The following is a 26,044-nucleotide window of genomic DNA, read 5'->3' as shown; positions in this document are numbered from 1 at the left end:
CTCACGGCCAGGACGGCTCCCGACGCGGTACGACGACCAGCTCGCCCACCACGCTGCCCGGAGGCACGGAGAGCGCGTACAGCACGGTGTCGGCCACGATCTCCGGGCTCTGCAGCAGGCTGACGTCCGCGTCCGGGAACCGGTCCGTGATGAACGGGGTCTCCATGCCGCCCGCGATGACCCCGGTCACCCCGATGCCCGTGCAGTCGCGCTGGGCCTCCTTGAACAGGGTGTGGGTGAACGCGCGCAGCCCGGCCTTGCTCGCCGCGTACGGTCCGGCCTCCGTCCAGGTGCGGTTGGCCGCGGTGGAGAGGATGTTGACGATGTGACCGCCACCGGCGGTGACCATGCGGCGGTAGGTCTGCAGGCACAGGTACATCGGTCCGAGCAGGTTGGTGGTCACCACCCGGGTGACCTCGTCCGCCGTCAGGTGTTCGACCGATTTGGACACGTCGACGGCGGCGTTGTTGACCAGGATGTCGACCGACCGGCCGTCCTCCTCGATGTCCCGCAGGACGGCGGCGACGGCGTCCGCGTCGCAGACGTCCATCTCGACGAACCGGGCCCGGCCGCCGGCCACCACCACGTCGGCGCAGAGCTGCTGGGCGAGGTCCTTGCGTACGTCGGCCACGAGGACGTCGGCCCCGGCCGCGGCGAGCCGGCGCGCGATGGCCGCGCCCAGCCCCCGGGCACCGCCCGTCACGAGTGCCTGCCTGCCCGTCAGGTCCACCTGTACCGCGCTGCTCATGCTGTCCCCTTCGTCGGTCCGGCGGGGGGCGGCCTTCTGCCCGGGCGGGCGGCTGCCGTTGATCGCCGGTACCCCCCACTGTGGGCAGCCGGGCCGGGGCGGGCGCGCGGGGTTAGGCCGCTGGGCGGGGCGGAGCCAGCCCCTCGGGCGGGTTCTTCGCGGTCCTCCGGCGCAGCGGGCCCGGTCACGGGCAGCGACCCGGACGGCACCCCTGGCGGTGCCGCAGCCGTTTGGGTGAAAGCGGCCGCCGCCGCGGTTGCCCGGCCGGGTGCGGGGCAGGCGCCCGGCGACCGAACACCCCGAACCGGGAGGTGGCTGTAATGGCCACGAGTCCGAAGTCGCACGTCCCCCACGGTGAGGGACCCAGTCGGCACGAAGGCACCGAGCAGCACGGCTGGTCACCCGACGTCGACGCGACGCACACCCAGGAGAACCCCAGTGCCCGGCGCTCCTTCGACCCGCCGGAGAAGCACGGGGGCGGCTCCCGCAAGGCCCGCAAGAACCCGCAGACCGGCAAGGCCGACGAGGGCGTACCGGTGAAGGGCAGCACGCGCAGCGGCGAGGACCTGGCCGAGCCCGGCGGCCCGAAGGGTCACCACGACCTGGGGTCCCGTGGACGCTCCCAGCGCCCCAGCGGCGGCAAGGACGAGTCCGCCTTCACCGGCGTCGAGAAGAAGGACGGCCCCAAGCGGCTGCGCCCCGGCTGATCCCGGCTCCTCCACCGGCCGTGAAAGAGAGGGGACCGCCCCGACACGTGTTCGGTCGGGGCGGTCGCCGGCGTGCGGCCCGGCGGCCGAGCGGGTGACGGCCGCCGCTGCCGACGGCGTGTACGGAACCCGCGGCGGACGGCCGTGCGACGGTGCAGGGACCTCATTCCTGCCAGCCACCCTCGGGAGTCTTCCGGTGCTCGAACGCAAGCAGCTCAAGGGCCGTACCCAGGTCACCTTCGTCCTTCCCGAGGACAGCCCCGAAGGACCGGTGAGCGTGGTCGGGGACTTCAACCACTGGAATCCCTCCGCGCACCCCCTGCGTCCCCGCGGTGACGGTACCCGTGTCGCCACGGTCGCGCTGCCCGCCAACGGCAGCCACTCCTTCCGCTACCTCGCTGCCGGCGACTACTGGTTCGACGAGGACCAGGCCGACGGCCACGACGGTGCCAACAGCCGCCTCCACACCTGACGGGCTGCCGGCCATGGACGCCATCGTGTTGCTGCGCGATGACCACAAGACGGTCGAGAAGCTGTTCAAACAGTTCGAGAAGACCGGCGACGAGGACACCGCGGACCGCCGCGAGATCGCCGACAAGGTGATCGAGGAACTCACCGTCCACGCCTGGATCGAAGAGCAGTACTTCTACCCCGCCGCTCGCGAGGCCGCGCCCGACACCATCGATCACGTCCTGGAGAGCATCGAGGAGCACCACGCGGTGGTGTGGATGCTGTCGGAACTCAAGGACATGGACCCGGCGGACGAGCGGTTCAAGGCCAAGATGAGCGTGCTGATGGAACAGGTCCGCCACCACGTCGAGGAGGAGGAGCAGGACTGGTTCCCGGAGGTACGCAAGGCCATGGGCCGCAACCGGCTCGTCGAGCTCGGCGAACAGCTCCGGGCGGCGAAGGACGACGCACCGCGGGACCCGCTGGCCGTGCCCAGCGCCGACTCGAAGTGACGCGGCCGCCACCGTCCCGGTCCCCGCGCCGCAGGCGGGCGCTGCTCGTGTGGTGCGCCTCCGCCCTCGCGGCGTGCGCCTGCTCTGCGCCCCCATCACGGGAGGCAGCCGCCGGCCGGGCGGGTGTGGCCTTCGAACAGGCCGTGGCCGTCGGAGACCAGCTGCGCGCCTGCACCCTGCTCGCCCCGGCCACCCGCCGACAGCTGGAGCAGGACGCCCGGCAGAGCTGCCCGCAAGCGCTCAGCAGCGAGCAGCTGCCCCCTGCCGGCGGCCTTCGGGACGTCCGGGCGTACGGCAGACAGGCGATGGCGCGGATGTCGGGGGACACCCTGTTCCTGTCGCTGTTCCCCGACGGGTGGAAGGTGGTGGCCGCGGGGTGCACACCGCAGTCGGACCGTCCCTACCAGTGCCTGGTCAAGGGGGGCTGACATGCGCGGTCTGTTCATCACCACCCTCGTGGTGATCCTGGGCGGACTGGGCTACTTCATCACCATCGGGGTGCTGCAGCGATGACGGACGGCCGTGAACGACGGGGCGGCTTCTGGCGGGACAACAGCCTGACGCTGGCTTTCGGAGGCGCCTTCCTGCTGACGCTGGCCTGCCAGGCCGTCGTCGGCCATGCCGAGTTCAACGAGCAGCTCACCGTGGACGGCATGCAGCCGCTCGGCTTCGGCGACTACCTGACCTCCTCGGACTTCGCCGTGGACGTGACCGAGAACTGGCAGTCGGAGTTCCTGCAGTTCTTCCTCTACATCTTCGGCACCGTCTGGCTCGTGCAACGCGGCTCGCCGGAGTCGAAGGAGATCCACAAGGCTGGCCCGGAGAGCGACGAGGAACAGCGCATGGGCGACCACGCGCGGTCCGACTCCCCCCGGTGGGCGGGGACCGGGGACTGGCGGCAGGCCGTCTACTCCCGCTCGCTCGGGTTGGGGCGGCCTGTTCGTGCTGTCGTGGCTGGCGCAGTCCATCACCGGCACCGCCGCCTACAACGGCCAGCAGCTCCGCCAGCTCGAAGACCCCGTCACCTGGACCGGCTACCTCGCCACCCCGGACTTCTGGAACCGGACGCTGCAGAACTGGCAGTCCGAGCTCCTCGCGGTCGCGGCCATGGTCGTGCTGTCCATCTACCTCCGCCAGCGCGGCTCTCCGGAATCCAAACCCGTCGGCGCCCCCCACACCACCACCGGCATCGAGGGCTGACCGCCCGCCCCGGTGGCTCCGCCGGCCACCCCGGCGCCGTGCGCGGGCGTTCCGGCGGGGAGACGGGGTAGGCGTGCTGATCCGGACTTCGGAGTCGTGGCAGAGGAGGCGCGATGAAAGCCGTGACCTGGCAGGCCCGCCGCGACATACGGGTGGAGACCGTTCCGGATCCGCGGATCGTCGATCCCACCGATGCGGTGATCGAGGTGACGACCACCGGACTGTGCGGATCGGACCTGCACCTGTACGAGGTGCTGGGCCCCTTCCTCGACCCGGGGGACGTCCTCGGCCACGAACCGATGGGAGTGGTCGTCGAGGTCGGACCCGAGGTGAAGACGCTCGCGCCGGGCAACCGCGTCGTCGTCCAAGGTTCGTCTTCCTCTCGGACGTCCTGCCCACCGCGTGGCAGGCCGTCGCCTACGCCGACGTACCCCCCGGAGGCAACGTCGCCGTGCTCGGCCTGGGCCCCATCGGCGACATGTGCACCCGTATCGCCGCCCACCAGCGGGCCAGGGTCTTCGGCATCGACCTCGTCCCCACCCGTCTGGCGAGGGCGAAGCAACGCGGAGTGGAGGTCTACGACCTCGCCCAGCTCGGCGACGGCCTCGTCGACGCCGTACGCGACGCGACCGGCGGCCGCGGCCCGGACGCAGTGATCGACGCCGTCGGCATGGAGGCCCACGGCAGTGCACTGGCCAAGGCCGTCCAGACCGCGACGGGGTTCCTGCCCGACGCCCTGGCGGCCGTGCTCATGAAGAAGGCCGGCGTCGACCGGCTCGGGGCCCTGTACCTGGCCATCGACCTCGTCCGCCGCGGCGGCACCATTTCCCTGTCGGGCGTGTACGGGGGAACGGCTGACCCGCTGCCGCTGCTCACCATGTTCGACAAGCAGATCCAGCTGCGCATGGGACAGGCCAACGTCCGGCGCTGGGTCGACGACCTGATGCCGCTGCTGACCGACGGCGACCCGCTCGGCGTCGAAGGCTTCGCCACCCACCACCTCCCCCTGGACGAGGCGCCCGACGCCTACGCGGACTTCCAGAAGAAGCGGCAGAACACCGTGAAGGTCCTCTTCCGCCCCTGAACCCTGCCGGGACGCATCTGCCGCTCAGCGGCGGCTGCGGCTCCGGCGTAGCCGGGGCAGCGGCCGGTGGGCGGAGAGGACGGTCCGGGCTGCGTTGGCTCCGGGCGCCCCGTGGACTCCGCCTCCGGGGTGCGCCGTGGCGGAGGCGAGATAGAGCCCGGCGACGGGGGTGGAGGGCCGTCCGGTGCCCGGGAGCGGGCGGAAGACGAGCTGCTGGTGCAGGTTGGTGGTGCCCTGGTTGACGGCGCCGCCCACCAGGGCCGGGTTGAGGCGTTCGAGGTCGGGCGGGGCGAGGATCCGGCGGGCGCGGACCGAGGCGGTGAACCCCGGGGCGTAGCGTTCGATCTGCGCCTCGATCCTGGCGGCGATGGCTTCCTTCTCCCGCTCGTCCCAGCGGCCGGTGATGCCGTCCCCGCCCGCATCGCCCGCGATGTCCTGCGGGACGTGCGTGTACGCCCACGCGGACTCGGTGCCCGCGGGGGACCGGCTCGCATCCGCCGTCGTCATCTGCCCGAACACCGTGAACGGGGTGCTCGGCACCTGGCGCATGGCGATCTGCGCGGCCAGGAGGGTCAGCTCGTCGACGCTGTCGGCGAGGTGGACCGTTCCCGCCGTGCGCGGGCCCTCCACCGCCCAGGGGACCGGCCGGGCCAACGCCCAGTCGACCTTGACGGTGGAGAAGTCCCACTGGAACCGCCGCAGATCGCTCCTCAGGCGCTCGGGCAGCGCTTCCGGGGGGAGGAGCCGCTCGTAGAGCACCGGTGCCGGCAGGGCGGCGAGCACCGCTCTGCGCGCCCCGACCAGCGTGCCGTCGACCGTACGGACGGCAACGGCCCGCCCGCCCCGCACCAGTACCTCGGTCACCTCCTGACCGCACCGCAGCACACCTCCGTGCGCCGTGAAGCGGCTCACGAGGGCATCGGTCAGGGCCTGTGCGCCGCCGCGCGGCACCGGGAAGCCGTACTTCTGGCCGAGCATGCACATCATCCAGCCGAATCCGCCGCCGAGCGCCGACTCGGGCGCCAGGTCGGCGTGCAGGGCGTTGCCCGCGATCAGCAGGCGCCCGCCCGCGCCCGCGAACTCCTCCTCGCCGAGCCGCCGCGCCGGCAGGACCATGGTGCGCGCCACCCGCAGGCCTTCGGCGTAGCCGAGCCGGACCGCCAGCCTGCCGGCCGCGCGGGCCGGCGGGAACGGCGTGAAGAGGCAGTCCAGCAGATCGTCGCCGATCCGCTCCCACAGTCGGCACAGCCGCAACCACGCGGCCCCGTCACCTGGGGCGAACCGCTCCAGTGAGGCCGCCGTGGCCTCGGGGTCGGCGGCGAGGACGGCGCAGCGCCCGTCGGTCAGCGGGTGCGCGACGGTGACGGGCGCACGGCTCCAGCGCAGCCCGTGGTCCTCCAGGCGGAGCCGCCTGATCACCGGTGAGGCCGCCGCCAGCGGGTAGAAGGCGCTGAACACGTCATGGACGTACGCCGCGTCGACGCCGCGGTCGCTGCGCACCGCGCCACCCGGTACGGGCCGTGCCTCCAGCAGCACGACCTGCCAGCCGGCGTCGGCCAGGAGGTTGGCCGCGACCAGCCCGTTGGGGCCGGAGCCGATCACGACCGCGTCAGGGTCGGCCATGGCCGCCGTCCTCGCATTCGCGGGCCAGCCGCGCCAGCAGCAGGCGGTGCCGCAGCTGGGCGACGGCGTCGATGGCCGCGTGGTGGAAGGACCAGCCCCGGCCGCGCAGCGGATGCTCGTCCACGACCACCAGGGTCTCCCCTCCCCACGGCCGCACCTCGATGGCGATGCGCGCGCTCGCGTCTCCCGCGACGGCTTCCAGCTCCAGCCGGTCCGGTGCCTCGTTGACGCGCACGACGGTCTCGCCCTCGTACCGCAGCGGGCCGAGTTTGACCTGGTACTTCAGCACGGCCCCCTCCAGCGGCCACCTGTCGTCCGCCTCCCGGGCGCTGTGCGCGCCCACCACCCACTTCGCGTACCGGTTCCCGTCGGACAGGACCTGCCACACCCGTTCCGGCGGGCACGGCACAAGCCGGTGCTGCACTGCCATGATTGCCTCCCCGATCGGGGGCCGAGCCTGTAGGAGTCGGGCGTCTACCCGCCCGGCGGACACCTCACGCCCGCCGGTCTGCTGCTCCCCGGTCCCGGGTGTCGGCCGGCCGGCCGGGCGGCCGACGACTACCCGGCCGGGCGTACGGCGCGTACGGCGTGCAGCGCTCCCAGGGCGGCGGCGGCCGCGGCCGCCCCGCGGGCAGCCGTCCTCAGCCGGGCGTGGCGTCCGCCGTGCACGGCGGCGTCCGGCCCGCAGGGCACCTCCAGGATTCCGGAGGTGGCCTCCTGCGGTCCGCCGCCGAAGTAGGCGCGATCGGTACGCCACGCCACGGTCCGCCGCACCACCGCGGGGCACAGGGCCCGGGCGCCGACCAGCAGGCGGGCGTAGGGGCCGACCAGCACCCGGCTGCGGGGGCGGCGGGCGGTACCGGCGATCGCACGGGCGACGCGTTCGGGGGTGGCGACGGGCGGCAGGGAGCGCAGCACGCGCCCGGTGTGGTTCGCGGCATGGCGGAAGAACGGTGTGTCCACCCCCGCGGGCAACACCGTGCACAGCCGGATCCGCCGTTCCCCCATGAGGGCCAGCTCCCCGCGCACCACCTCGTCGAACGTGATGAGCGCCGCCTTGGACAGGGCGTAGCCGCCCACGTACGGTGCCGTGACGCGGCCGCCGAGCAGGGAGGCCACGTCGATCACGACTCCGTGGCCCTGCCGGCGCATGACGGTGACGGCGGCCCTGGCCCCGTGGACTGCACCGAGGACGTTCACTTCGATCAGTCGGCGCAGGTCCCGCGCCGGCACCTGGTCGAACCGTCCCAGGATGCCCACCCCCGCGGCATTGACCCATACGTCGATCCGGCCGAACCCGTCGACCGCGCGGCGTGCGAGAGCCTCCACGGCCGCCTCGTCCGTCACGTCCGTGGGCACGGCGAACGCCTCGCCGCCCCGACGCCGACACGCCTCGGTGACCTGTTCCAACTGGGCGGCGCTGCGGGCCGCCAGGACCACGCGGGCGCCGCGCCGTGCGCACTCCACGGCGGTGGCCCGTCCGATCCCGCTCGAAGCGCCGGTGATGACGACGACGGCACGGCGCATCCTCACGCCCTGCCTCCGACCCGCGAGCGCCGCCTTCATGCCGACCGGAACGAAAGACGTCACGGTCGGGGAGTGCGTGGTTCGGAGGCCTGAGCGGTGGCGCCGGCCACGAAGGTGTTGTGTGCTTCGACCGGGGACATGCCGTCGTTCTCGCGGGGGAGTCCGCTGCTCCCGTGCTGCTGACCGGCGGGTCCCTGCCCGATCTCGATCCTGCGGCGCCGCTGCCGTGCGGCCCGGGGCACCGTCACGGTCAGGACGCCGCTGTCGAGGGTGGCCCGGCAGCGCTCGGGGTCGGCCCCGGCGGGCAGGCCGGTGCGGAACACGAAACGGCCCTGCCGGCGGCTGAGCACCCTGGCGCGGTCTTCCTCCGGCAGGTCGCCGGTGACGGTCAGCCGGCCGTCCTCCACCTCGATGTCGATGCTGTCGGCGGGGTAGCCGGGGAGTTCGAGCTTGAGGACGAAGGAGCCGTCGCGCTCGTCCTCCTCGGACGCGGGGAGCCAGGTTCCGCCACCCGTTCCGGGTGGTGCGGCCCGTTCCAGGAACCGTCCCGTCTGTTCGCGCACCCTGTCGAGGTCGCCGAGCGGCGCCAGGGCTCGGAGCACTCTGCCAGGACTGCCTGCGCAGCGTCGGATGAGCCGTGCCATCCCCTTCACCTCCGTCCGGGTCCCGGGGCGGGAGCGCCTTCCGGTACAGGGCGACTAACCGCGCCACCAGCGGCCAAACCCGCCCGGCCCGGCCCGGCCCCGCGGCCCGGGCCGCAGCCGGCGGTGGCAGCGGCGGCGCAGCAGTCCGGAGCGGCCCCCGCCCCCACGGCCGCGGGCGCCTCACCGGCCGTACGCCGTGCGGGCCGCCCACCGCAGGACTGCGGTGCGGCCCCGGACCGGCACCGTCCACAACGGGTGACCGCGCAGACCCCAGCCGCCCAGCAGGGCGTTGGCCGCGAGGAAGCCGCTGGTGGCCGCCCGTTCCATCAACGCGACGGGCAGTCCGGTCCGCACGCCGTCGCCGGCCACGACCAGGCCCGGCGTGGGCGTGCGCACGGTGGGCCGGTCGCCGTACCCGCCGACCGGGAAGAGCGGGCAGTCGGCACGCCATTCGTGGCGGGCGTCCACCGTCCTGGCCACCTGCGTCTCCGGATAGATGCGGTGCAGTTGCGCCAGGAGTTCCTTCTGCCGCACCTGCCGGTCGGTGTCGCAGGGCAGCGCGTACGCGTGCAGCTCCAGCACCGACCCTCCCGTACGGGCGGCCCAGCGCGCGGCCTCGCCCTCCCACCGGTTCAGGACGCTGACGTTGTCCAGCGGTCCGTATCCGCTGGTGCCGAGGAAGCCGGGGCGGTCGGGGCGCACGGGCCGGTCCAGCCAGAGCCGGGAGACGAGGAACGGCGGCGCGCACCGCAGACGCGTCACCTGCCCGCGCCACCGCTCGTCGCCCAGGCTCGCGGAGTGGGCCGCCAAGGCCCGCAGGCCCCCCGGGTCCAGGGCGAGCACCACGGCGTCGCAGCCCTCCTCGAAGCCGCCGCCTGCCACGGTGAAGCCGCCGCCGGGCCGGGCCGTGACCGTCTCGACCGCGGCCGAGGTGCGCAGGTCCACCCCGAGACGGGTCAGGTGGCCGGCCAGCGGCTCCCACAGGGCCTGCGGGAACGGCTCGTCGGGCACGTCGAACAGCAGCCCTTCGGAAGACCCCAGGAAGTAGATGTGGAACATCAGCGCCATCTCCGCCGCGGACAGCAACCGGGGGTCGGCGAAGAAACTGCGGGAGAAGACCTCGAAGGCCAGGTGGCGGGCCGCCGCAGGGAAGCGGATCGCCTCCAGGAAGTCGTGGGCGCTCGTACGGTCGAGCCGGTCGTACACGCCGGGCACCCGCACGTCCAGCAGCGGCAGCGCGGCCCGGGCGTCCATCCGGGCCAGGTCGCGTGCCCGGAAGGAGCGGCTGAGCGCGGCGAAGCCGACCGCGCTCAGCGGCGGTGTGCGCGGCACGTGGCGGAAGCTGTCCCGGCCGCCGCCCGCATGGCGCAGGGGGTAGTCGGGCAGGCCGGTGAGCCGGGTCAGGGCCGGGTCGGTGCGGCGCAGCAGGGCGCGCAGGTTGTAGTACTGGCGGAAGAACGCGTGGAAGCCCCGGCTCATCGTCACCGTGCTCCCGTCGGCGAGCCGGGTGCGCCAGCCGGCCAGCCGTCCTCCGAGCACCTCTTCGCGTTCGTACAGGGTGACCCGCACCCCGCGTTCGGCCAGCGCCGTGGCCGCGGTCAGCCCGGCGATGCCGCCGCCGACGACCGCGGCGCGCGGTGCGGCGGCGGGATCGGCGCGGGCCGCTCCGGGCGGCGCGGGAACCAGCCGCGCCAGCCGGTCCCGGCCGGGGCGCCCGGAGGGCCGTGGCGTGCCGTGGGTCATCGCCTCGCCTCCTCGCCCGTCGTGACCGAGCCGTCGGACCGGGCGTCCCCGAGGGCGGGGTCGCCGGCCGGCCGGCGCGCCACCACGGTGTGGGTGATGCCGGTCTGCCAGCCGGGCAGCGGCAGGACGCGCACCCTCTCGAAGCCGGCCCGCGCCACCCGGCGGCCCAGGGCGCCGGCCGTGTCGAACGCGCGGACGCTGCGCCACAGGTGCCGGTAGAGGGGGCCGTCCCCGAGCAGTGAGGCGACCGGCAGCACGAGACCGCCGCACACCGCGTTCCACACCGCCCGGTGCGCGGCCCGCCCGCTCAGTGCGTACTCGTGCACCGCCAGGCGGCCGTGCGGCGCGAGCAGCCGGAGCGCGGTGGCGAGCACGGCGTCCGGATCGGCGGCGTTGCGCAGCAGGTAGGCGGCGAAGACCGCGTCGAAGGGGCCGCTCACCCCCGCCTCGTCCAGCCGCTCCACCGGCGTGTGCACGAACCGCACCGGCCGCGCCCAGGTCCTGTCGGCGGCGCGCCGGAGCATGCCCGCCGAGGCGTCGACGGCCGTGATGTCCGCGCCGGGCAGCACGGCGGCCAAGGCCGCCGTGGACGCCCCCGTGCCGCAGCCCAGGTCCAGCACCCGCAGCTGCCCGCCGTCCGGCGGGAGGCCGAGCCGCCGGGCCGAGCGGCGCAGGTGGGCGTGGTAGCCGGGGTTGGCGGCCACGAGCGTGTCGTAGCTGCGGGCCGCGTGGTCGAAGGCGTCGGCCAGGTGGGCGTCACGCAGAAGGGGCATGTGGCTCGGCTCCGGTGTCGGTCGGGCGGTGGGCGGGAAGGGCACGGCGCGGGACGAAGGGGAGGGTGACGGCGGAGGCGAGCATCGCTGCGACGGGTACGTGCGCGCCGATCCCGAGGTCCTCCGCCAGGTTGGTGCGGCCGTCCAGGAACCGCAGCAGCCGCGCCGCGGGCACGCGCGTGAAGAGACGGGTGAAGAAGGCGGGGCCGTCGATGCGGCCGCCCGCGAGCGCGTGCAGCAGCACCGCGTCCATGAGGCGGGCACGGGCGGAGTGCGCCCGCGGCGGCAGCGGGTGCCGTCCGCTGTGCAGGGCGGCGGCCACGGCGCGCGTCTGTCGCTGCACGCCGCTGAACGTGTACCCGGTCGACGGGCGGGTGGCCCCGGCGCACGCGCCGATCCGGAACACGCCGGGCGCGCTCTGCCGGGCGAACTCGGCGTCCGTCATCGGGATCACCCCTTGCTCGCGCCCGGTGACCTCGTAGCGGTCCAGGCCGAGCACCCGCTGCGCGTAGTGCCGCAGCGCACGGTCGTACGCGGCGCGGCCGAGCACCCGGCTGGAGAACTCCGTGTACTCGACGAGGGCCTCGCGCGGGCCGACGGGCAGCACGTAGCCGAAGGAGAGCCCGTGCGACGGCTGCGGCGTCCGGAAATCCATCAGTTCCACCACCCCGGGATCAAAAGCCGGCCGCTCCGTCCGGACGAACCAGCCGCGGAAGTGCTGGAGCAGCGTCGTGCGTGCGGGCGGGAGAAGGCCGAGCGGACGGGAGTCGAACACCCATCGGGCGTGGACGGTGACCCGGCCGCCACCGGCACGCCGGGCGTGCACCAGGGCGCCGTCCGGCGTCGGCGCGATCCGCTCGACGGCCGCCTCGACCCGCGACACCCGTCCGCTCGCCGCGATCTCACGCTCCGCCAGTCCTTCCAGGGCCTCGGAGCGCAGCATCTTGTAGTGGAGCGGGGCGATGGCCGCGGTCACCCCCGACCCGCCGGTGCCCCGCACGCGCAGCCGCTGCCAGGACGCGGCCAGCACCTCGTCGTACGGGCCGCCCCCCGCCTCCCAGAAGCACCAGGTCCGCGGGGCGGCGCGGGCCGGGCCCGCGGGGGCGGCGAGCAGCACCGTGTCCAGCGGTCCGGCGCCCGCGGGCGGCCGGGCCAGCCGCAGCGCCAGCGACAGCCCCGCCGCTCCGGCTCCCACCACGGCGACGTCGGCCGTCACATCCACCACCGCTGCTCCCTGCTCCGCGCGCCCGGGTCCCTGGCAGCCCGCGGAGGACCGCGCCCGCGCGCCTGCTGCCCAGTGTTCCGGCCGGGAGGGGCTGACGGATGCTGAGCAGGGCGTGTCGTCACCCCCCGGGGCCGCGTCCCCGACTTCTCAACCGATCGGCGCATCCGGTTCGGCGTCCCGCGCGGAATGTGTCTTGGCAAGGAACGGGACGTCGGCCGAGAGGAACCGCGATGAGCTCCACCCAGGCGACGCTCCGGTGCACGGCACCCCTTTCGGGAGCAGGGCGCACCCCCTCGGTCGCACCCGCTGCTGCCGCGGGGCCGCCGGGCGCCGGGGCTTGCCGGCCGCCGGGCGGTGCGACCACCGGCCACCACGCGGCGGCCGCCGACCGGACCGCCCGCGGCGGCGGGTCCCGCTCCGATGCGGCAGCGGTCGACCGCGACGTCGCTGCGGCGGTCCACACGGTCCTGGAGGGCCTCCTCGCCACCCGACTGGCGCACTGCGACCGGCTGGGCGCGCTCTTCACCCGGGACCTCGTACGCCGTATCACCGACCTCACCCTGCGGGCCGGGCACCGCACCCGCCCCCGGCTGCTGTGGTGGTCCCTGCGCGCCTGCGGTGGCGGCGACCGCGACCAGGTCCGGGCGGCGCTGCGGGCGGGCGCGGCACTGGAGCTCCTGCAGACCTGTGCGCTCGTCCACGACGACGTGATGGACGGCGCGCCGACCCGCCGGGGCCGCCCCGCACTGCACGCGGCCGTCGCCCGCCAGTACGCCGCGGGCACGCCCGGCGGGGCCCGGCGGCTGGGCGACGCGGCGGGCGTGCTCGCCGGCGACCTGGCCCTCGCGTGGGCGGACGACGCCGTGACGGACCTCCTGCTGGACGGCGGCGCGCTGCCGCCCGGGGCCGTGCACCGCGTCCGCGAGCTGTGGCGCACCACGCGGACCGAGATGGTCGCCGGGCAGTACCTCGACGTGCAGGGCCAGGCCACCGCGCACGTGACCGTCGCCCGGGCGCTCCACGCGGCCTGCTTCAAGAGCGCCCTGTACACCGTGGCACGTCCCCTGGAACTGGGGGCCGCCCTCGCCGGCGCCGAGCCGGCCGTCACACGGGCGCTCGGCCGCGCCGGGCGCTGCGCGGGGCTCGCCTTCCAGCTGCGCGACGACCTCGACGACCTCTTCGCCGACCCCCGCGCCACCGGCAAGCCGTCCGGCGGTGACGTCCGCGCCGGCAAGCCCACCTACCTCATGGCCGTCGCCCGCGCCCGCGCCGCGACCGCCGGGGACCCGGCCGCGCTCGGTGTCCTGGACGCGTCGCTGGGCCGCGCCGACCTCACCGAGGAGGACCTGGACCGGGTCCGCGACGTTCTGACCGCCGACGGCACCCGCGACCTGGTCCGCGAGAGGATCGAACGGTTGGACCGCCGGGCCCGCGGCCATCTCGTCGCGGCCGGCCTCGTGTCGGGCCCCGCCGCGGCGACGCTCCACGCCCTCCTCGCCGAAACAGCGGGCGTGCCGCCCGCCGCCGGGTGTCACCGGCCGCCCGACGGCCCGCCCGACGGAGCGGCGACCGCCGCCCCGGGTGCGGAGGAAGGCCGGTGACCGGCGCCCCGGAGGGGCCGACCGACCACGTGGTCGTCGTCGGCGCCGGCCTGGCCGGACTGTCCGCGGCCCTGCACCTGCTCGGCGCCGGGCGCCGGGTGACCGTCGTCGAACGGGACCCCGGCCCCGGCGGGCGCGCCGGCAGGCTGGTCCGCGGCGGCTACCACTTCGACACCGGCCCCACCGTCCTGACCATGCCGGAGATCGCCGACGAGGCGTTCGCCGCGGTCGGCTCCTCGCTGCGCGACCGCGTCGAGCTCGTCCCACTGCACCCCGCCTACCGGGCCGACTTCGCCGACGGCAGCACCCTCGACGTCCACACGGGCGCCGAGGCGATGGAGGCGGAGGTCGAACGCTTCGCCGGGCCGGCCGAGGCGGCAGGCTACCGCCGGCTGCGCCGCTGGCTCACCGACCTGTACCGCGCCGAACGGCACCGCTTCCTCGACGCCGACTTCGACTCGCCCTGGCAGTTGCTCGGCCCCGACCTCCTGCGGCTGGCCCTGCTGGGTGGCTTCGGCCGCTGGGAGACCGCGATCGCCCGCCACCTGCGCGACGAGCGCCTCCGCCGCGTCTTCACCTTCCAGGCCCTGTACGCCGGCCTGCCCCCTGCACGTGCGCTGGCCGCCTACGCGGTCATCGCCTACATGGACACGGTCGCCGGAGTCCACTTCCCGCGCGGCGGCATGCACGCCCTGCCGAAGGCCATGGCCGAGGCGGCCGAGGAGGCCGGCGCGGTCTTCCACTACGACAGCCCCGTCACCCGGCTCGAACGCAGCGGCGACCGGATCACCGCGGTCGTCACGGACGAGGAGCGCATCGCCTGCGACAGCGTCGTCCTCACCCCGGACCTGCCCGAGGCCTACCGCCTCCTCGGCCGCACACCGCGCCGCCCGGTGCGGCTGCGCCACGCCCCTTCGGCCGTGGTCCTGCACGCGGGCTGCGACCGCACCTGGCCGCAACTGGCCCACCACACGCTGTCCTTCGGCAGCGCCTGGCGGCGCACCTTCGACGAACTCACCCGCACCGGCGAGCTGATGAGCGACCCCTCCCTGCTGATCACCCGGCCCACCGCCACCGACCCCGCCCTCGCCCCGCCGGGCCGCCACCTCCACTACGTCCTCGCGCCCTGCCCCCACACGGGCATCGGGCCCGGCCCCGCCGACTGGAACTCCCTCGGGCCCCGCTACCGCGACGCGCTGCTGGACGTCCTGCAACGCCGCGGACTCGACGGCATCGCCCAGGCGATCGAGGAGGAATGCCTGGTGACCCCCGCCGACTGGACCGCACGGGGGCATGCGGCCGGCACGCCCTTCTCCGCCGCCCACACCTTCTCCCAGACCGGCCCGTTCCGGCCCCGCAACCTGGTCCGCGGAACGGTGAACGCCGTCCTCGCCGGCTGCGGCACCACCCCCGGAGTGGGAGTGCCGCCGGTCCTGCTGTCGGGAAGGCTGGCGGCCACCCGCATCACCGGAGCCGACCGCACCACCGCCTCCCGGCGCCCGAATCCCCGGCCCCGCACGGAAGGAGCCCGTCCATGACCGCCCGGGAACTGGACGCCGCGGGCATCACCGACCCGGCACTGCGCAGCGCCTACACCCGCTGCCGCGAGCTGAACGCCCGCCACGGCCGCACCTACTTCCTCGCCACCCGCCTGCTCACCCCCGGGCGGCGGCCCGCCGTCCACGCCCTCTACGGATTCGCCCGCTGGGCCGACGACATCGTCGACGGCCCGGGCGGCGACGCCGGGCCGGCCGCACGCGCCCTCGCCCTGGACCGGCTGGAGGACGACCTGGCCCGCGGCCTGGCCGGCGGCGCCGGAGCCGAGCCGGTGGTGCGGGCGCTCACCGACACCGTGCGCCGCCACGGCATCGCCCACCAGCTCCTCGCCGACTTCCTCACCTCCATGCGCAGCGACCTGACCGTCACCTCGTATCCCGACCACACGGCCCTGCGGAGCTACATGCACGGCTCCGCAGCGGTGATCGGACTGCAGATGCTGCCCGTGCTCGGCACCGTGACGCCCCATGAGGAGGCCGCACCCCACGCCGCCGAGCTCGGCGTCGCCTTCCAGATGACGAACTTCCTGCGCGACGTGGGAGAGGACCTCGACCGCGGCCGCGTCTACCTCCCGCAGGACCTCCTCGGCGCCCACGGCGTCCACCACGACCTGCTCCGCCACTGCCGGGACACCGGCCGCACCGACAGCCGGGTCACCGCCGCACTCAAGGCGTTCGAGAGCCTCACCCGCACCGCCTACCGGCGGGCCGCACCGGGCATCGGCATGCTCGACCCGGTCTCCCGGCCCTGCATCCGCACGGCTTTCACCCTCTACGGGGAGATCCTCGACGCCGTGGCCGCCACCGGGTACCGGGTACTCGACCGCCGCGCCGTGGTGCCCCGGCGACGACGCGCCCTCGTGGCCGCGAACGGCCTGCTGAGGGCGACCGCGGCCCGCGCCGCCGCCCGCCGGGGCCCGGGCGCACCACCTGGCCCCGCAGCGCCGGCGCCGACCGACCCGTCCGCCGCGCCGCACCCGGCACACCGGGAGGTGGCGTGAAGCCCGCCCGGCGCTTCCGGCCGCCGCTCCGCGTGCGCCGGAACCCGGTCGCCTGGGAGCTGCAGCGCCCGACGTGGCGCGAGGCACGGCCCGCCCTGATCGCCGACGCCCTCAAGCGGGCCCTGGCCCGGCCCTGCGGCAACTGGTACGTCGTCGGCGACTCGCGCGCCCTGCGACCCGACCGGCCCCTGGCCCGGACCGTCGCCGGCCGCGAGGTGGTGCTGTGGCGGGACGCCGGTGGACGCCTCGTGGCCGGTCCGGGCAGCTGCCCCCACCTGGGCGCGCCACTGGCCGACAGCCCGGTCCGCTGCGGGACCCTCGTGTGCCACTGGCACGGACTGGCCCTGACCGGACGGCCGTTCGCCGGCTGGCAGCCGTGGCCGGCCCACGACGACGGGGTACTGCTCTGGGTGCGGTTGGACGAGGGCGCGCAGAATCCCACCGACCGCCCGCCGGTGCCCGAGCGCCCGAGCCCGGCGGGGGCGCTCACCGCCGTGTACACCGCGGTGGGCGCCTGCGAGCCCGAGGACGTCCTGGCCAACCGCCTCGACCCCTGGCACGGCGCCTGGTTCCATCCGTACTCCTTCGTCGACCTCAGCGTCGTCCGCACCCCCGAGGCGGCCGCGGCGTCCGACGCCGCCGTCGAGGACGACGCCTTCGCGGTGGACGTGTCCTTCAAGGTCGCCGGGCGGCTGGTCGTCCCCGTCCGCGCCGTCTTCACGGCTCCCGGACCGCGTACGGTCGTCATGCGGATCACCCACGGCGAGGGACGGGGGTCCGTCGTGGAGACGCACGCCACCCCGCTCGGCCCGGACTCCCTCGGGCGGCCCCGCACCGCGGTGGTGGAAGCCGTCGTGGCCACGTCCGACCGGCCGGGCTTCGCGGCGGCACGCCGCGCCGCCCCGCTCCTGCGCCCGTTCGTGAGGGCCGCGGCGGGCCGGCTCTGGCGCGACGACCTCGCCTACGCCGAACGCCGCTGGACCCTGCGCTCCTCGGGCCGTTGGCCGGGCTGACCGGAGGCCGCTGCGGGACGCGGCGGGCCGTCAGGAACCCCGGTGCCAGCGGTTCTGCTCGCGGGTCCGCCGCTTGATCGCGTACAGGTCGAGGAGAGCCACCGCCGTCAGCGCGAAGCAGGCTGCGGCCAGCGAGGTGTAGACGCCGGGGGACGGCGCCGCATGCGCGGAGGCGTGGGAGCCCAGGAACAACAGCAGAGCTCCTGCGACCGCGAAGACGGGCGCGAAGACGAGCGACAGCACGCGCCGCAGGCGCAGGTCGCTGCGCGCCCAGCGGGCCTCCGAACCGTCGTGGCGCCACCGCGCGGCTGCGGCGCGCGCACGGCGGTCGGCCGCGCGCCCACTGGTGGGATGGAGATTCCTGCGGTCGGACGGCATGCCGATCACCTCCCGCGGCTTGGACGTGCGCGCAAGGGCGCCGTAGGGGCCCGTGCTCGGACGGGGCGTCTGTCCGGGCTCGGCGGTTTCATGCCAGGGACGGGGATCCGGTCCCGGCGTGAGCGGCGCGGTAGCGCCCAGGTGTCACCCTTTTGCTGACAATAAACATGTCGTCCATCCGGTGAACGACTTGCTTGTCATCGTTTCGATGACGTGTTACAACAGAGTCACCTGAAGCGCACTGGCATCCGCTGCAGACACATCAGGAGGTGTTTTCCATGCTGATGCGCACCGACCCCTTCCGTGAGATCGACCGTCTCACCCAGCAGCTGCTGGGCCCGGGCACCTGGTCGAAGCCGTCCGCGATGCCGATGGACGCGTACCGCGACGGCGACGCGTACGTGATCGCCTTCGACCTCCCGGGCGTCGCCAAGGACGCCATCGACATCGACGTCGAACGGAACATGCTGACCGTCAAGGCCGAACGCAGGCCCGCCCCGAGGTCGGACCAGGCCCAGATGGAGCTCTCCGAACGCCCGCTGGGCGTCTTCTCGCGGCAGGTCATGCTGGCCGACACCCTCGACACCGAGCACATCGACGCCGACTACGAGGCGGGCGTGCTGACCCTGCGCATCCCGATCGCCGAGCGCGCCAAGCCGCGGAAGGTCGCGATCGGCGACGGCAGCCGGAAGCAGCTCAGCAGCTGACCCCCCGGTCCAGGAAGGGGAGGGGCAACAAGCCCCTCCCCTTCCCCCGCCCAGCCCTTCGCCCCGCAGGGACCACCCGAGGGCCCGGCCGCGACGCGCGGGTCGTTTCGGCCGAAACCCCCGCCCGCCTGACCCGGGCTCCCGCCCGTGAGGGCCCCAAGCCGTCCTCCCTCTCGCAACGAAAGGCAAGACGACCCGTGTTCGACCAGCTCGCCACGCACCGGCCGGCCCCGGACATGACCTACGAGCAGATGCTGCACGCCGTGCAGTACGAAGGGGCCTACCCCGACGCCGGCCGTACGGCCGAAGCCGTCCACCGCGTACTCGCCGCCCTCGGCCGCCGGCTGACCGGCCAGGAGCGGGTGGACCTGGCCGGCCGCCTCCCCACCGAAGCCGCCCTGACCCTCACCGCCCAGGTCCCCGAGTTCGACCGGCTCACCGGTTGGGGCTTCGTCAAGGACATCGCCACCCGCGCCGGAGTCAGCCCCGCCACCGCCCGCTGGGACACCGGCGCCGTCCTCGCCGTCGTGGCCCGCCTCGCGGGACCCGACCTGCTGGCGCGCATCCTGCGCAGCCTGCCCGGCGGCTACGCCCTGCTCTTCGGACAGTTCGACCCCACCGCAAGCCGGTCTTCATGACCCCCCGGGGACCGCTACCGCGCCCCCGTCACGCCGCCCCGCGGGCAGCTCCGCGAGGAACGCGGCGATCACCTCGACACCGAGGCGCAGGGCGTCGAGCGAGGCCCGCTCGTCGGGACCGTGCCAGCGGTCCCCGGGCAGACCGGTTCCGAAGAACAGCACCGGCGCGTCGCACGCGCGCGCCAGCTGCGCCGCCGGGGCGGCGCCCCCGTTGCCGATCGTCAGGACGGGGGACCGGTAGGCGCGGCCGACGGAGCGGGCGAGGGCGGCCAACGCCGGGTCGTCGGGCGGTGTCTCGTACGGATCCGAGATGGTCGAGGACACCTCGAGCCGGTATGCGTACCCCTCGCGGCGGCGCCGTGCCAGCCACTCCCGCAGCTGTTCGGCCACCTGATCGGCCCGCTGCTCGGGGACCAGCCGCAGCAACAGGTCGGCGCTCGCCTCGGCGGGGATCACCCCGAGCGCCGGCACGTCGGTGCGGCCCGCGGTGACCCGGGCCACTTCGGCCGAGGGCCGGGCCCACAAGCGCTCGGGCACGCTGTATCCCGCTTCGCCGTCGGCCGTGAAGGTGCCGGTGTCCGCGAGCCACGTGCGGCTGTCGAAGGGCAGGGCGTCGAACGACGCGCGGCGCGCGGGGCGGACTTCGGCCACCGCGTCGTAGAACCCGGGCAGCGTCACCCTCCCGGCCCCGTCGTGCAGGCAGCCCAGCAGCCGGCAGAGCTCCGAGGCCGCGTTGGCGGCGGCGCCGGAGACGGCACCGCTGTGGACGCCCCGGCGGGCGCCGCACACCGTGAGCGTGGCGGTGACCGACCCGCGGACCGCCGTGCACACCGCCGCCCGGTCCAAGGACCACAGCATGGTGTCGGACACCATGACCACGTCGGCCGCGAGCTGCCCGGCATGCTCCGAAAGGAGGTCGGCCAGGTGCACGGAGCCGATCTCCTCCTCGCCCTCGATCAGGAACTTCACCGTCACGGCCGGGCCTGAGGGGCCGCACCGCGCCAGGTGCGCCCGCAGGCCCCACAGGTGGCACATGACCTGCCCCTTGGCGTCGGAGACGCCCCGGCCGTAGAGGAGGCCGTCCCGCAGCACGGGCACGAAGGGCGAGCCCAGCCGCCATTCGGTGGGGTCGGCGGCATGGACGTCGTGGTGGCTGTACACCAGCAGTACGGGCGCGGCCGGATCGGCGGCCGGCATGCAGCCGTAGACCGCCGGCAGGCCCTGGGTCTCCCACACCTCCGCCTGGGGGCACCCCAGCCCGCGCAGCGCGTCCACCAGCCACTGCGCCGAGCGGCGCACGTCCCGGACACGGGCCGGGTCGGACGACACGGACGCAACGGCCGCCCACTCGGCGAGGACCTCCGGCTCCGGCGCGTGGTCCCGCCCGGTGAAACCATCCCCGCTCATGGTCGGGCGCCTGCCCGGCCCCGGCCCCGTCAACCGCCCCGACCGCCCGCCGTACCGCGGCCCCGCCGGGGGAGTACCGGCCGGTCGCCGGGGTAGGAGGACGGCTGCCCCCGGACGAGGGAAGCAGCTCTTGATCCTCTACGCGAACCTGGTCTCCGACCTCGCCGTCGACCTCGCCCAACGTGACGTGCTGCGGGCCTGGGCAGAGCAAGCGCCGCGGGACGTGTGGCTGCTGCGCCCGGGCGACGTCCTGGTGAGTCCGGTACCGGTCGGAGAGGAGTTCCTGAGGTACGCCTGCGGCCTGATGCGGATCCGACCGGAGTCGGTGTCGGTGGTCGTCGTCGCACGGCCCTTCGAGGCGGTGAGCGGTCCTGGGCCGCCACCGGGGGTCGTACCGGCCGTCCTGAAGGCGGCACGGGGCCGACCGGGCGCGGTGCTCCCCACCGCCCTGGACTCGTCGGCGGTGGCGCTCGCGCACGCCCTCGGCGTGCCGGTGGCACCGTTCCCCTCCGCCGAGGCGGCCGAGGCCGCCCTGCGGATCACCGGGTCGCTCAACACCAAGGCCGCGTTCCGCAGCACGGCGCGAGAACTGGGCATGCAGCTTCCGGACGGCCGCGTCTGCGGCCGCGAAGAACTGCCGGACGCGGTGGAGGAGCTGCTGCGCGTCCACGGGCGCGTGGTGGTCAAACCGGACAGGTCCGCGGGTGGCCACGGCCTGCGCTTCCTCCCGGCGGCCACCGGAGCCGGCCCCCTGGACGACCTGCCCGCGGTGGGCGGCCGGGACGGGCTGTGGGTGGTCGAGGAGCGCATCGACACGGCACGTGCGGTGAGCATCCAGATGGAGACCGGACCCAGGGGGCCGCGGCCGGTGTTCAGCGGCGAGATGCGGACCGTCGAGGGCTCCTTCACGGGCTACCTGGCACCGCTGCCGGCCGCCTTGGAGGAGATCGGGCCGACGCTGGAGGAATGGGGTGCCGCCCTGGGCCGGCACCTGGCCGGGCACGGTTACGCCGGGCCGTTCGGCCTCGACGCGATGGTGTCCGCCGCAGGCGAACTCTTCGCCGGCGAGAGCAACGTCCGCCGCACGGCGACCACCACCCCGCACGCCCTGGTGCAACGCCTCGCGGCCTCCTCCGGGACGACCCCGACGGCCTGGGCGACCGGCACACGGCGCACGTCGCGCCCGTACCGGTTCGACGAGGCGGTACGCCTGCTGGGCGCCCAGCGGATCGCCTACGACCCGGCCCGCGGCGAAGGGGTGGTCCTCTACGCCGGTGCCCCCTCGGACGGTCGGACGTGGCGCTACGCGGTTCTCGCCGGCAGCCACGCCAGCGTTGCCCGGTACGAGGAACTGCTGGACTCCACATGGGCTTCGGCCCCCTGAGGCGGACCCGCCGTCTCCCGTACCGTCCGACCCGGGCCGGGGCCGGCGTCCCCGGCGCGTGCTGCTCAGGCCGGCGGCCGCCTCCCGCATACGCCGCCGTGGGGCGGGCAGGCGCCAACTGCTCACCACTACCGGGGAGACGTGCAATGACCACTGCCCGCGACATCATGACACCGGACGCCACCTGCATCGGCGCCAACGACACCATCATGGAGGCCGCGAAGAGAATGACCGACCTGGGCGTCGGCGCCCTGCCGATCTGCGGCACCGACCAGAAGCTGAAGGGCATGCTGACCGACCGCGACATCGTGGTGAAGGTCCTCGGCGCCGGCAAGGACCCTGCTACGTGCACCGCGGGGGAACTCGCCCAGGGCGAGGCCGTCACGATCGGGGCCGATGACGACGCATCGGAAATCCTCCGCACGATGACCGAGCACAAGGTGCGGCGTCTTCCCGTCATCGACGGCCACACCCTGGTCGGTATCGTCGCCCAGGCCGACGTGGCCCGTGCACTGCCGGACCCGCAAGTCGGCGATCTCCTGGAAGCCCTCTCGACCGGCTGAGCCCGGACGGCGTCCACCGCGGTCGCAGCCGGGCCACGGCCGGGCCGCCGGCTACATGGGATCCATGGTCGCGCTCTCCGGACCGTCCTCCCGCTCGATCCGACGCCGGATCCGGACGGCCTCCTCCGCCAGCCTGCGCCGCTCGGTGTCATCGGTGGCGCGCTGGGCCGCCTGCTCCAACTCCTCGGCCCTCGCACGCAACTGCCGGGCGGACTCGCCGGACTGGTCTCCCACGCTCATGGTCGGTCCCCAACGTTCTCTGGTGCGTCCTGGTACCGCCTACCCAAGCGGCAGCACCGCCCCGGCCAGGGGCGGCAGCGCCGGTACGACGGGGAATTCCCCCTCGAACGAGGGAACCGCCCTGGTACCAGGACCGCCTCCGTCCTCGCGCCGGGAAGCGCGGTAGCGCCCCGTTGAGGCTGGGTAGGCGGCGGTCATGAACGGGCAGGGACGGTACGGGCAGCCGGAGCCGGAGAAGCTGCTGCTGGCGGGTCTGAGCGTGGATACGAGCCGTCCGGAGCAGCCGGTCCTGCTGGACGGCTGCGGAAACCCGATCCGGACCTGGCGGGAGAACTACCCCTACGACCGCAAGATCCGCCGGGCCGAGTACGAGCGGGCCAAGCGGATCCTGCAGATCGAGCTGCTGAAGCTGCAGCGCTGGGTCAAGGACACCGGTGCACGGGTGGTGGTCATCTGGGAGGGCAGGGACGCGGCGGGCAAGGGCGGCACCATCCAGCGTTTCACCGAGCGCCTCAACCCGCGCGGCGCACGGATCGTGGCCCTGGACAAGCCGACTGAGCGGGAAGCAGGGCAGTGGTCATGGGCTTCTGCACCGACGAGCAGTACCACCGCTTCCTCCGCCAATGCCCGGCCTTCGAGGCCATGCTCGTCGAGGACGGCATCGTGCTCATCAAGTTCTGGTTCTCCGTCTCCCGCGCCGAGCAGCGCACCCGCTTCGCGATCCGACAGGTCGACCCCGTGCGCCAGTGGAAGCTCTCGCCGACCGATCTCGCCTCGCTGGACCGGTGGGACGCCTACACCAGCGCCAAGGTCGAGATGTTCCGCGCCACCGACACGGCCCACGCCCCGTGGACCGTCGTCAAGAGCAACGACAAGCGGCGCGCCCGGCTGGAGGCCATGCGCAGCCTGCTGTGGCAGATCGACTACACCAGCAAGGACGAAGCGGCGGTCGGCCGGCCGGACGCCTTGATCGTCGGCGCGGCGGACACCCTCCTCGAGGCGGGCGAGGATCCGGCAGCCCTGTCCCCGACCCCGCTGGGCGGGCCGCCCACGGGCCCCGGCCACCACCCCCCGGCCTCCGGCCCGGGACACGACGGCACTGCGACGTGAGGGACCTCCCTCCGGACGCGTCGAGGACGGGCTCCGGCGGGCCGCCGGTGTGCAGCTGGGCGGTGGCCACGATCTCGGCGAGGGCACGTACCGGACCGGAGGCGGTGCCAGCCGTCAGGGGAAGAAGCCCGATCGGCTGCACTTCCCGGCTACCGGCAGGAATGGACGCGCGAGTTGCGGTGATACGCACCGCACCGGCGGTCACGACGGACCGCCCTCCACCGGAAGGAGCCGCGGCCGTGGCTGACACCATCTCCCTGTACGTGGCCGGATCGTTCGACCAGCAGGGTGATCGGCCCCTCGACGGGCCGTGCCGAACGGCGGACGGCGGCGTCTTCGTCCGCGCCGCGCACGAGCACGCGGCGGCAGCCCGGGAGCGCGAGGAGGCCGCCAAGGCCGTGTGCGGCGGCTGCCCGGTCCGTATCCCGTGCCGCCGCCATGCCCTCGCCGCCCGCATCCCGCACGGCGTGCGGGGCGGCCTGACGGCGGACGAACGCCGCGCCCTGCTGGCAGACGCCTCCCACACGCTCGTCTGACCGTACGCCGCTCGACACCCGGTGACGGCGGGAGGCGTTTCCTCTGGTGCCGGGCGGCAAGACGCCTCTACAGCAGACCGACGCCGCCCCGGAAGGATGACCGATGGACCAGTCACGCGCTCCGATACTCGAGGCTTTGCAGGAGTTCCGCCGACGGAAGGACGTGGTGTACGGGCCGCCGGGGCACAAGCAGGGCCGGGGTGCGGACCCTCGGGTGGCGGACGTCGTCGGCATCGACGTGTTCCGCTCCGACGTGCTCCTTCTCAACGGGCTCGACGACCGCCGGCAGTCCCAGGGGTTGCTCGAACAGGCGCAGGAGCTGATGGCCGACGCCGTCGGCGCCGAGCACGCGTTCTTCTCCACGTGCGGCAGCTCCCTGTCCGTCAAGACGGCCATGCTGGCCGTGGCCGGGCCCGGCGAAAAACTCCTGGTGTCCCGCAACTCCCACAAGTCCGTGATCTCGGCGGTCGTCATCAACGGCGTCGAGCCGGTCTGGGTGCACCCGAAGTTCGACGCGCAGCGGCACCTCGCCCACCCGCCCGAACCGGAAGACGTGCGCCGCCGCTTCAAGGAGCACCCGGACGCCAAGGGCATGCTCCTCGTCACCCCCACGGACTGGGGAACCTGCGCGGACGTCCAAGGCGTCGCCAGGACCTGCCACGACTTCGACGTCCCGCTCATCGTCGACGAGGCGTGGGGCGCGCACCTCCCCTTCCACCCGGACCTGCCCCCGTGGGGCATGTGCCACGAGGCGGACCTCGTCGTCACGAGCGTCCACAAGATGGGGGGCGCGATCGAGCAGAGTTCGGTCTTCCACCTCCAGTACGACCGGGTCTCGCCCGAGGTGCTGAAGCAGCGGGAGGACCTGCTGGCCACGACCAGCGCCTCCACCCTCGTCTACGCCACCCTGGACGGCTGGCGCCGCCAGATGGCCGAGAACGGCCGCGAACTGCTGGACGCCGCGCTGCACCGCGCGCAGCGCATCCGCGCCGCGGCCCAGGACCTGCCCGGGCTGCAGGTGATGGACCGCGAGGTCGTGCGGTCCGGGCTGGCCGCCGACATCGACCCGCTGAAGATCGTGATCGACGTACGGGAGCTGGGCGTCAGCGGCATGCAGGCGGCCGAATGGCTCCGCACCCACCGGCACGTCGACGTCGGGGGCTCGGACACCTGCCGGATCAGTGCGTCGATCACCCACGCCGACGACGCCGAGACGGAGGAAACGCTGCTCGCGGCACTGCGCGCCCTCGTGGACGCAGCGGACGGCATGGAGGCCCGGCCGGCGGTGGACCTCCCCGACCCCTCGGCGCTGGAACTCGAACAGGCGATGCGGCCGCGGGACGCGTTCTTCGCCCCCGCGGAGCACGTGCCGGCGGAGCGGGCCGCAGGCCGGATCGCGGCGGAACTCGTCAGCCCCTACCCGCCGGGCGTCCCCGCGATCGCCCCCGGCGAGGTGATCACGAAGGAGGTGGTGGACTACCTGCGCAGCGGTGTCGAACACGGCGTGTTGATCCCCGACGCGGCCGACTCCTCCGTGCGCACCCTGCGCGTCGTCGCGCGGGGCGGTGCCGAGGCGTGATCCGACGACGGCCGCCCGGCCCGGGCGGAGCCAGGCTGCCGGCTCGGCGCGCGAAATACCCCGTTCTCGCGTAGTTTGTGCCCGGTAAGCGAGTC

25 protein-coding genes and 3 pseudogenes are annotated in these 26,044 nt (G+C 74.5%); 17 read left to right on the top strand and 11 right to left on the bottom strand.

Features of this window, described 5'->3' with window-relative positions; translation table 11 throughout:
- Position 1: 1 nt before the first annotated feature.
- Positions 2-748: an SDR family oxidoreductase gene (locus ACSHWO_RS01485; RefSeq protein ID WP_438309704.1), complete on the bottom strand. Its 747-nt coding sequence runs from the start codon at positions 746-748 to the stop codon at positions 2-4.
- A gap of 320 nt (positions 749-1,068) precedes the next feature.
- Between ACSHWO_RS01485 and ACSHWO_RS01480 the strand changes: the two genes are divergently transcribed.
- The 6 genes and pseudogenes from ACSHWO_RS01480 (at position 1,069) to ACSHWO_RS01455 (ending at position 4,701) form a co-directional block, all read left to right on the top strand.
- Positions 1,069-1,455 carry a hypothetical protein gene (locus tag ACSHWO_RS01480; protein WP_385845649.1) on the top strand — a complete coding sequence of 129 codons (387 nt, stop codon included), beginning with the start codon at positions 1,069-1,071 and terminating at the stop codon, positions 1,453-1,455.
- Between the two features lie 196 nt (positions 1,456-1,651).
- Positions 1,652-1,927, top strand: coding sequence for an isoamylase early set domain-containing protein (locus ACSHWO_RS01475; RefSeq protein ID WP_438309703.1), 276 nt, complete (start codon positions 1,652-1,654; stop codon positions 1,925-1,927).
- 13 nt (positions 1,928-1,940) lie between these two features.
- Positions 1,941-2,417: a hemerythrin domain-containing protein gene (locus tag ACSHWO_RS01470; protein WP_438309702.1), complete on the top strand. Its 477-nt coding sequence runs from the start codon at positions 1,941-1,943 to the stop codon at positions 2,415-2,417.
- A gap of 143 nt (positions 2,418-2,560) precedes the next feature.
- Positions 2,561-2,845 carry a hypothetical protein gene (locus ACSHWO_RS01465; RefSeq protein WP_385845660.1) on the top strand — a complete coding sequence of 95 codons (285 nt, stop codon included), beginning with the start codon at positions 2,561-2,563 and terminating at the stop codon, positions 2,843-2,845.
- An 81-nt stretch (positions 2,846-2,926) separates the two neighbouring features.
- Positions 2,927-3,617 (top strand): annotated as a pseudogene (locus ACSHWO_RS01460) (DUF6766 family protein).
- Positions 3,618-3,730: 113 nt separating this feature from the next.
- A pseudogene (locus ACSHWO_RS01455) lies at positions 3,731-4,701 on the top strand (zinc-binding dehydrogenase).
- Between the two features lie 24 nt (positions 4,702-4,725).
- On the opposite strand, the gene ACSHWO_RS01450 reads toward ACSHWO_RS01455, so the two are convergent.
- The 7 genes from ACSHWO_RS01450 to ACSHWO_RS01420 all read right to left on the bottom strand — a co-directional run bounded on the left by ACSHWO_RS01450 (position 4,726) and on the right by ACSHWO_RS01420 (position 12,236).
- Positions 4,726-6,324 carry a phytoene desaturase family protein gene (locus ACSHWO_RS01450; RefSeq protein WP_438309700.1) on the bottom strand — a complete coding sequence of 533 codons (1,599 nt, stop codon included), beginning with the start codon at positions 6,322-6,324 and terminating at the stop codon, positions 4,726-4,728.
- The gene (locus ACSHWO_RS01445) at positions 6,311-6,754 is read right to left on the bottom strand and encodes an SRPBCC family protein (protein WP_438309699.1); all 444 of its coding nucleotides are present in this window, start codon (positions 6,752-6,754) and stop codon (positions 6,311-6,313) included. The genes ACSHWO_RS01450 and ACSHWO_RS01445 overlap by 14 nt, the downstream gene beginning before the upstream one ends.
- Positions 6,755-6,882: 128 nt before the next feature.
- Entirely contained in the window at positions 6,883-7,914 is a 1,032-nt protein-coding gene (locus ACSHWO_RS01440; protein WP_438309698.1) for an SDR family NAD(P)-dependent oxidoreductase, read from the bottom strand.
- Positions 7,911-8,453 (bottom strand): Hsp20/alpha crystallin family protein, encoded by a 543-nt coding sequence (locus ACSHWO_RS01435; protein WP_385845676.1) that lies wholly within the window; start codon positions 8,451-8,453, stop codon positions 7,911-7,913. The genes ACSHWO_RS01440 and ACSHWO_RS01435 overlap by 4 nt, the downstream gene beginning before the upstream one ends.
- A gap of 222 nt (positions 8,454-8,675) precedes the next feature.
- A complete protein-coding gene (locus ACSHWO_RS01430) occupies positions 8,676-10,238 on the bottom strand; it encodes an FAD-dependent oxidoreductase (RefSeq protein WP_438309697.1) in 1,563 nt (520 codons plus the stop codon).
- Positions 10,235-11,011: a methyltransferase domain-containing protein gene (locus ACSHWO_RS01425; protein WP_438309696.1), complete on the bottom strand. Its 777-nt coding sequence runs from the start codon at positions 11,009-11,011 to the stop codon at positions 10,235-10,237. The genes ACSHWO_RS01430 and ACSHWO_RS01425 overlap by 4 nt, the downstream gene beginning before the upstream one ends.
- Positions 10,995-12,236, bottom strand: a complete 1,242-nt coding sequence (locus ACSHWO_RS01420) for a lycopene cyclase family protein (protein WP_438309695.1) — start codon at positions 12,234-12,236, stop codon at positions 10,995-10,997. The genes ACSHWO_RS01425 and ACSHWO_RS01420 overlap by 17 nt, the downstream gene beginning before the upstream one ends.
- Positions 12,237-12,466: 230 nt before the next feature.
- On the opposite strand from ACSHWO_RS01420, the gene ACSHWO_RS01415 reads away from it, so the two are divergent.
- From ACSHWO_RS01415 to ACSHWO_RS01400, 4 genes are read left to right on the top strand one after another with little or no spacing between them, the layout of a single operon-like run.
- Positions 12,467-13,837, top strand: coding sequence for a polyprenyl synthetase family protein (locus tag ACSHWO_RS01415; RefSeq protein WP_438309694.1), 1,371 nt, complete (start codon positions 12,467-12,469; stop codon positions 13,835-13,837).
- On the top strand, positions 13,834-15,375 hold the full coding sequence (gene crtI, locus ACSHWO_RS01410) for a phytoene desaturase family protein (RefSeq protein WP_438309692.1): 1,542 nt from the start codon (positions 13,834-13,836) through the stop codon (positions 15,373-15,375). The genes ACSHWO_RS01415 and crtI overlap by 4 nt, the downstream gene beginning before the upstream one ends.
- The gene (locus ACSHWO_RS01405; RefSeq protein ID WP_438309691.1) at positions 15,372-16,394 is read left to right on the top strand and encodes a phytoene/squalene synthase family protein; all 1,023 of its coding nucleotides are present in this window, start codon (positions 15,372-15,374) and stop codon (positions 16,392-16,394) included. The genes crtI and ACSHWO_RS01405 overlap by 4 nt, the downstream gene beginning before the upstream one ends.
- Positions 16,391-17,407 (top strand): DUF5914 domain-containing protein, encoded by a 1,017-nt coding sequence (locus ACSHWO_RS01400; protein WP_438309690.1) that lies wholly within the window; start codon positions 16,391-16,393, stop codon positions 17,405-17,407. Before ACSHWO_RS01405 ends, ACSHWO_RS01400 begins: the two co-directional genes overlap by 4 nt.
- Before the next feature lie 30 nt (positions 17,408-17,437).
- Here the strand turns inward: ACSHWO_RS01400 and ACSHWO_RS01395 are convergent, their stop codons facing one another.
- The gene (locus ACSHWO_RS01395) at positions 17,438-17,785 is read right to left on the bottom strand and encodes a DUF6343 family protein (protein ID WP_438309689.1); all 348 of its coding nucleotides are present in this window, start codon (positions 17,783-17,785) and stop codon (positions 17,438-17,440) included.
- Between the two features lie 278 nt (positions 17,786-18,063).
- Here ACSHWO_RS01395 and ACSHWO_RS01390 point away from each other — a divergent pair, with 278 nt between their 5' ends.
- The gene (locus ACSHWO_RS01390) at positions 18,064-18,492 is read left to right on the top strand and encodes an Hsp20/alpha crystallin family protein (RefSeq protein ID WP_385845703.1); all 429 of its coding nucleotides are present in this window, start codon (positions 18,064-18,066) and stop codon (positions 18,490-18,492) included.
- Positions 18,493-18,728: 236 nt separating this feature from the next.
- Complete coding sequence (locus tag ACSHWO_RS01385) at positions 18,729-19,130, top strand: DUF2267 domain-containing protein (RefSeq protein WP_438318855.1); 402 nt, start codon at positions 18,729-18,731, stop codon at positions 19,128-19,130.
- On the opposite strand, the gene ACSHWO_RS01380 is transcribed toward ACSHWO_RS01385, so the two are convergent.
- Positions 19,125-20,537: a M20/M25/M40 family metallo-hydrolase gene (locus ACSHWO_RS01380; protein ID WP_438309688.1), complete on the bottom strand. Its 1,413-nt coding sequence runs from the start codon at positions 20,535-20,537 to the stop codon at positions 19,125-19,127. The two genes, ACSHWO_RS01385 and ACSHWO_RS01380, sit on opposite strands and share 6 nt — an antisense overlap.
- 130 nt (positions 20,538-20,667) lie before the next feature.
- Here ACSHWO_RS01380 and ACSHWO_RS01375 point away from each other — a divergent pair, with 130 nt between their 5' ends.
- Together ACSHWO_RS01375 and ACSHWO_RS01370 are read left to right on the top strand one after the other, a co-directional pair.
- On the top strand, positions 20,668-21,921 hold the full coding sequence (locus ACSHWO_RS01375; RefSeq protein WP_438309687.1) for a peptide ligase PGM1-related protein: 1,254 nt from the start codon (positions 20,668-20,670) through the stop codon (positions 21,919-21,921).
- 146 nt (positions 21,922-22,067) lie between these two features.
- Positions 22,068-22,484 (top strand): CBS domain-containing protein, encoded by a 417-nt coding sequence (locus ACSHWO_RS01370; RefSeq protein WP_404235994.1) that lies wholly within the window; start codon positions 22,068-22,070, stop codon positions 22,482-22,484.
- 51 nt (positions 22,485-22,535) lie between these two features.
- Here the strand turns inward: ACSHWO_RS01370 and ACSHWO_RS01365 are convergent, their stop codons facing one another.
- Positions 22,536-22,724: a DUF6381 family protein gene (locus ACSHWO_RS01365; protein WP_385845721.1), complete on the bottom strand. Its 189-nt coding sequence runs from the start codon at positions 22,722-22,724 to the stop codon at positions 22,536-22,538.
- 196 nt (positions 22,725-22,920) lie between these two features.
- On the opposite strand from ACSHWO_RS01365, the pseudogene ACSHWO_RS01360 reads away from it, so the two are divergent.
- The 3 genes and pseudogenes from ACSHWO_RS01360 (at position 22,921) to ACSHWO_RS01350 (ending at position 25,949) form a co-directional block, all read left to right on the top strand.
- A pseudogene (locus ACSHWO_RS01360) lies at positions 22,921-23,834 on the top strand (polyphosphate kinase 2).
- A gap of 239 nt (positions 23,835-24,073) precedes the next feature.
- Positions 24,074-24,370: a WhiB family transcriptional regulator gene (locus ACSHWO_RS01355; protein WP_438309686.1), complete on the top strand. Its 297-nt coding sequence runs from the start codon at positions 24,074-24,076 to the stop codon at positions 24,368-24,370.
- 103 nt (positions 24,371-24,473) lie between these two features.
- The gene (locus ACSHWO_RS01350) at positions 24,474-25,949 is read left to right on the top strand and encodes an aminotransferase class I/II-fold pyridoxal phosphate-dependent enzyme (protein ID WP_438309685.1); all 1,476 of its coding nucleotides are present in this window, start codon (positions 24,474-24,476) and stop codon (positions 25,947-25,949) included.
- Positions 25,950-26,044 lie beyond the last annotated feature (95 nt).

The organism is Streptomyces pallidus (ex Mingjun et al. 2026) (assembly GCF_051550185.1).
In the GTDB taxonomy this organism is placed as follows: Bacteria; Actinomycetota; Actinomycetes; order Streptomycetales; family Streptomycetaceae; genus Streptomyces.
Note: the sequence above shows the minus strand (reverse complement) of the source record. Positions and strands in the feature narration are given on the sequence as shown.

Excerpts from the sequence above, each read along its gene's own strand:
- ACSHWO_RS01350 (WP_438309685.1), top strand. The coding sequence starts at position 24,474 with ATGGACCAGTCACGCGCTCCGATACTCGAGGCTTTGCAGGAGTTCCGC.
- ACSHWO_RS01445 (WP_438309699.1), bottom strand. The coding sequence starts at position 6,754 with ATGGCAGTGCAGCACCGGCTTGTGCCGTGCCCGCCGGAACGGGTGTGG.
- ACSHWO_RS01415 (WP_438309694.1), top strand. The coding sequence starts at position 12,467 with ATGAGCTCCACCCAGGCGACGCTCCGGTGCACGGCACCCCTTTCGGGA.
- ACSHWO_RS01450 (WP_438309700.1), bottom strand. The coding sequence starts at position 6,324 with ATGGCCGACCCTGACGCGGTCGTGATCGGCTCCGGCCCCAACGGGCTG.
- ACSHWO_RS01485 (WP_438309704.1), bottom strand. The coding sequence starts at position 748 with ATGAGCAGCGCGGTACAGGTGGACCTGACGGGCAGGCAGGCACTCGTG.
- ACSHWO_RS01480 (WP_385845649.1), top strand. The coding sequence starts at position 1,069 with ATGGCCACGAGTCCGAAGTCGCACGTCCCCCACGGTGAGGGACCCAGT.
- ACSHWO_RS01365 (WP_385845721.1), bottom strand. The coding sequence starts at position 22,724 with ATGAGCGTGGGAGACCAGTCCGGCGAGTCCGCCCGGCAGTTGCGTGCG.
- ACSHWO_RS01395 (WP_438309689.1), bottom strand. The coding sequence starts at position 17,785 with ATGCCGTCCGACCGCAGGAATCTCCATCCCACCAGTGGGCGCGCGGCC.
- ACSHWO_RS01430 (WP_438309697.1), bottom strand. The coding sequence starts at position 10,238 with ATGACCCACGGCACGCCACGGCCCTCCGGGCGCCCCGGCCGGGACCGG.
- ACSHWO_RS01425 (WP_438309696.1), bottom strand. The coding sequence starts at position 11,011 with ATGCCCCTTCTGCGTGACGCCCACCTGGCCGACGCCTTCGACCACGCG.
- ACSHWO_RS01470 (WP_438309702.1), top strand. The coding sequence starts at position 1,941 with ATGGACGCCATCGTGTTGCTGCGCGATGACCACAAGACGGTCGAGAAG.
- ACSHWO_RS01405 (WP_438309691.1), top strand. The coding sequence starts at position 15,372 with ATGACCGCCCGGGAACTGGACGCCGCGGGCATCACCGACCCGGCACTG.
- ACSHWO_RS01385 (WP_438318855.1), top strand. The coding sequence starts at position 18,729 with ATGACCTACGAGCAGATGCTGCACGCCGTGCAGTACGAAGGGGCCTAC.
- ACSHWO_RS01380 (WP_438309688.1), bottom strand. The coding sequence starts at position 20,537 with ATGAGCGGGGATGGTTTCACCGGGCGGGACCACGCGCCGGAGCCGGAG.
- ACSHWO_RS01370 (WP_404235994.1), top strand. The coding sequence starts at position 22,068 with ATGACCACTGCCCGCGACATCATGACACCGGACGCCACCTGCATCGGC.
- ACSHWO_RS01390 (WP_385845703.1), top strand. The coding sequence starts at position 18,064 with ATGCTGATGCGCACCGACCCCTTCCGTGAGATCGACCGTCTCACCCAG.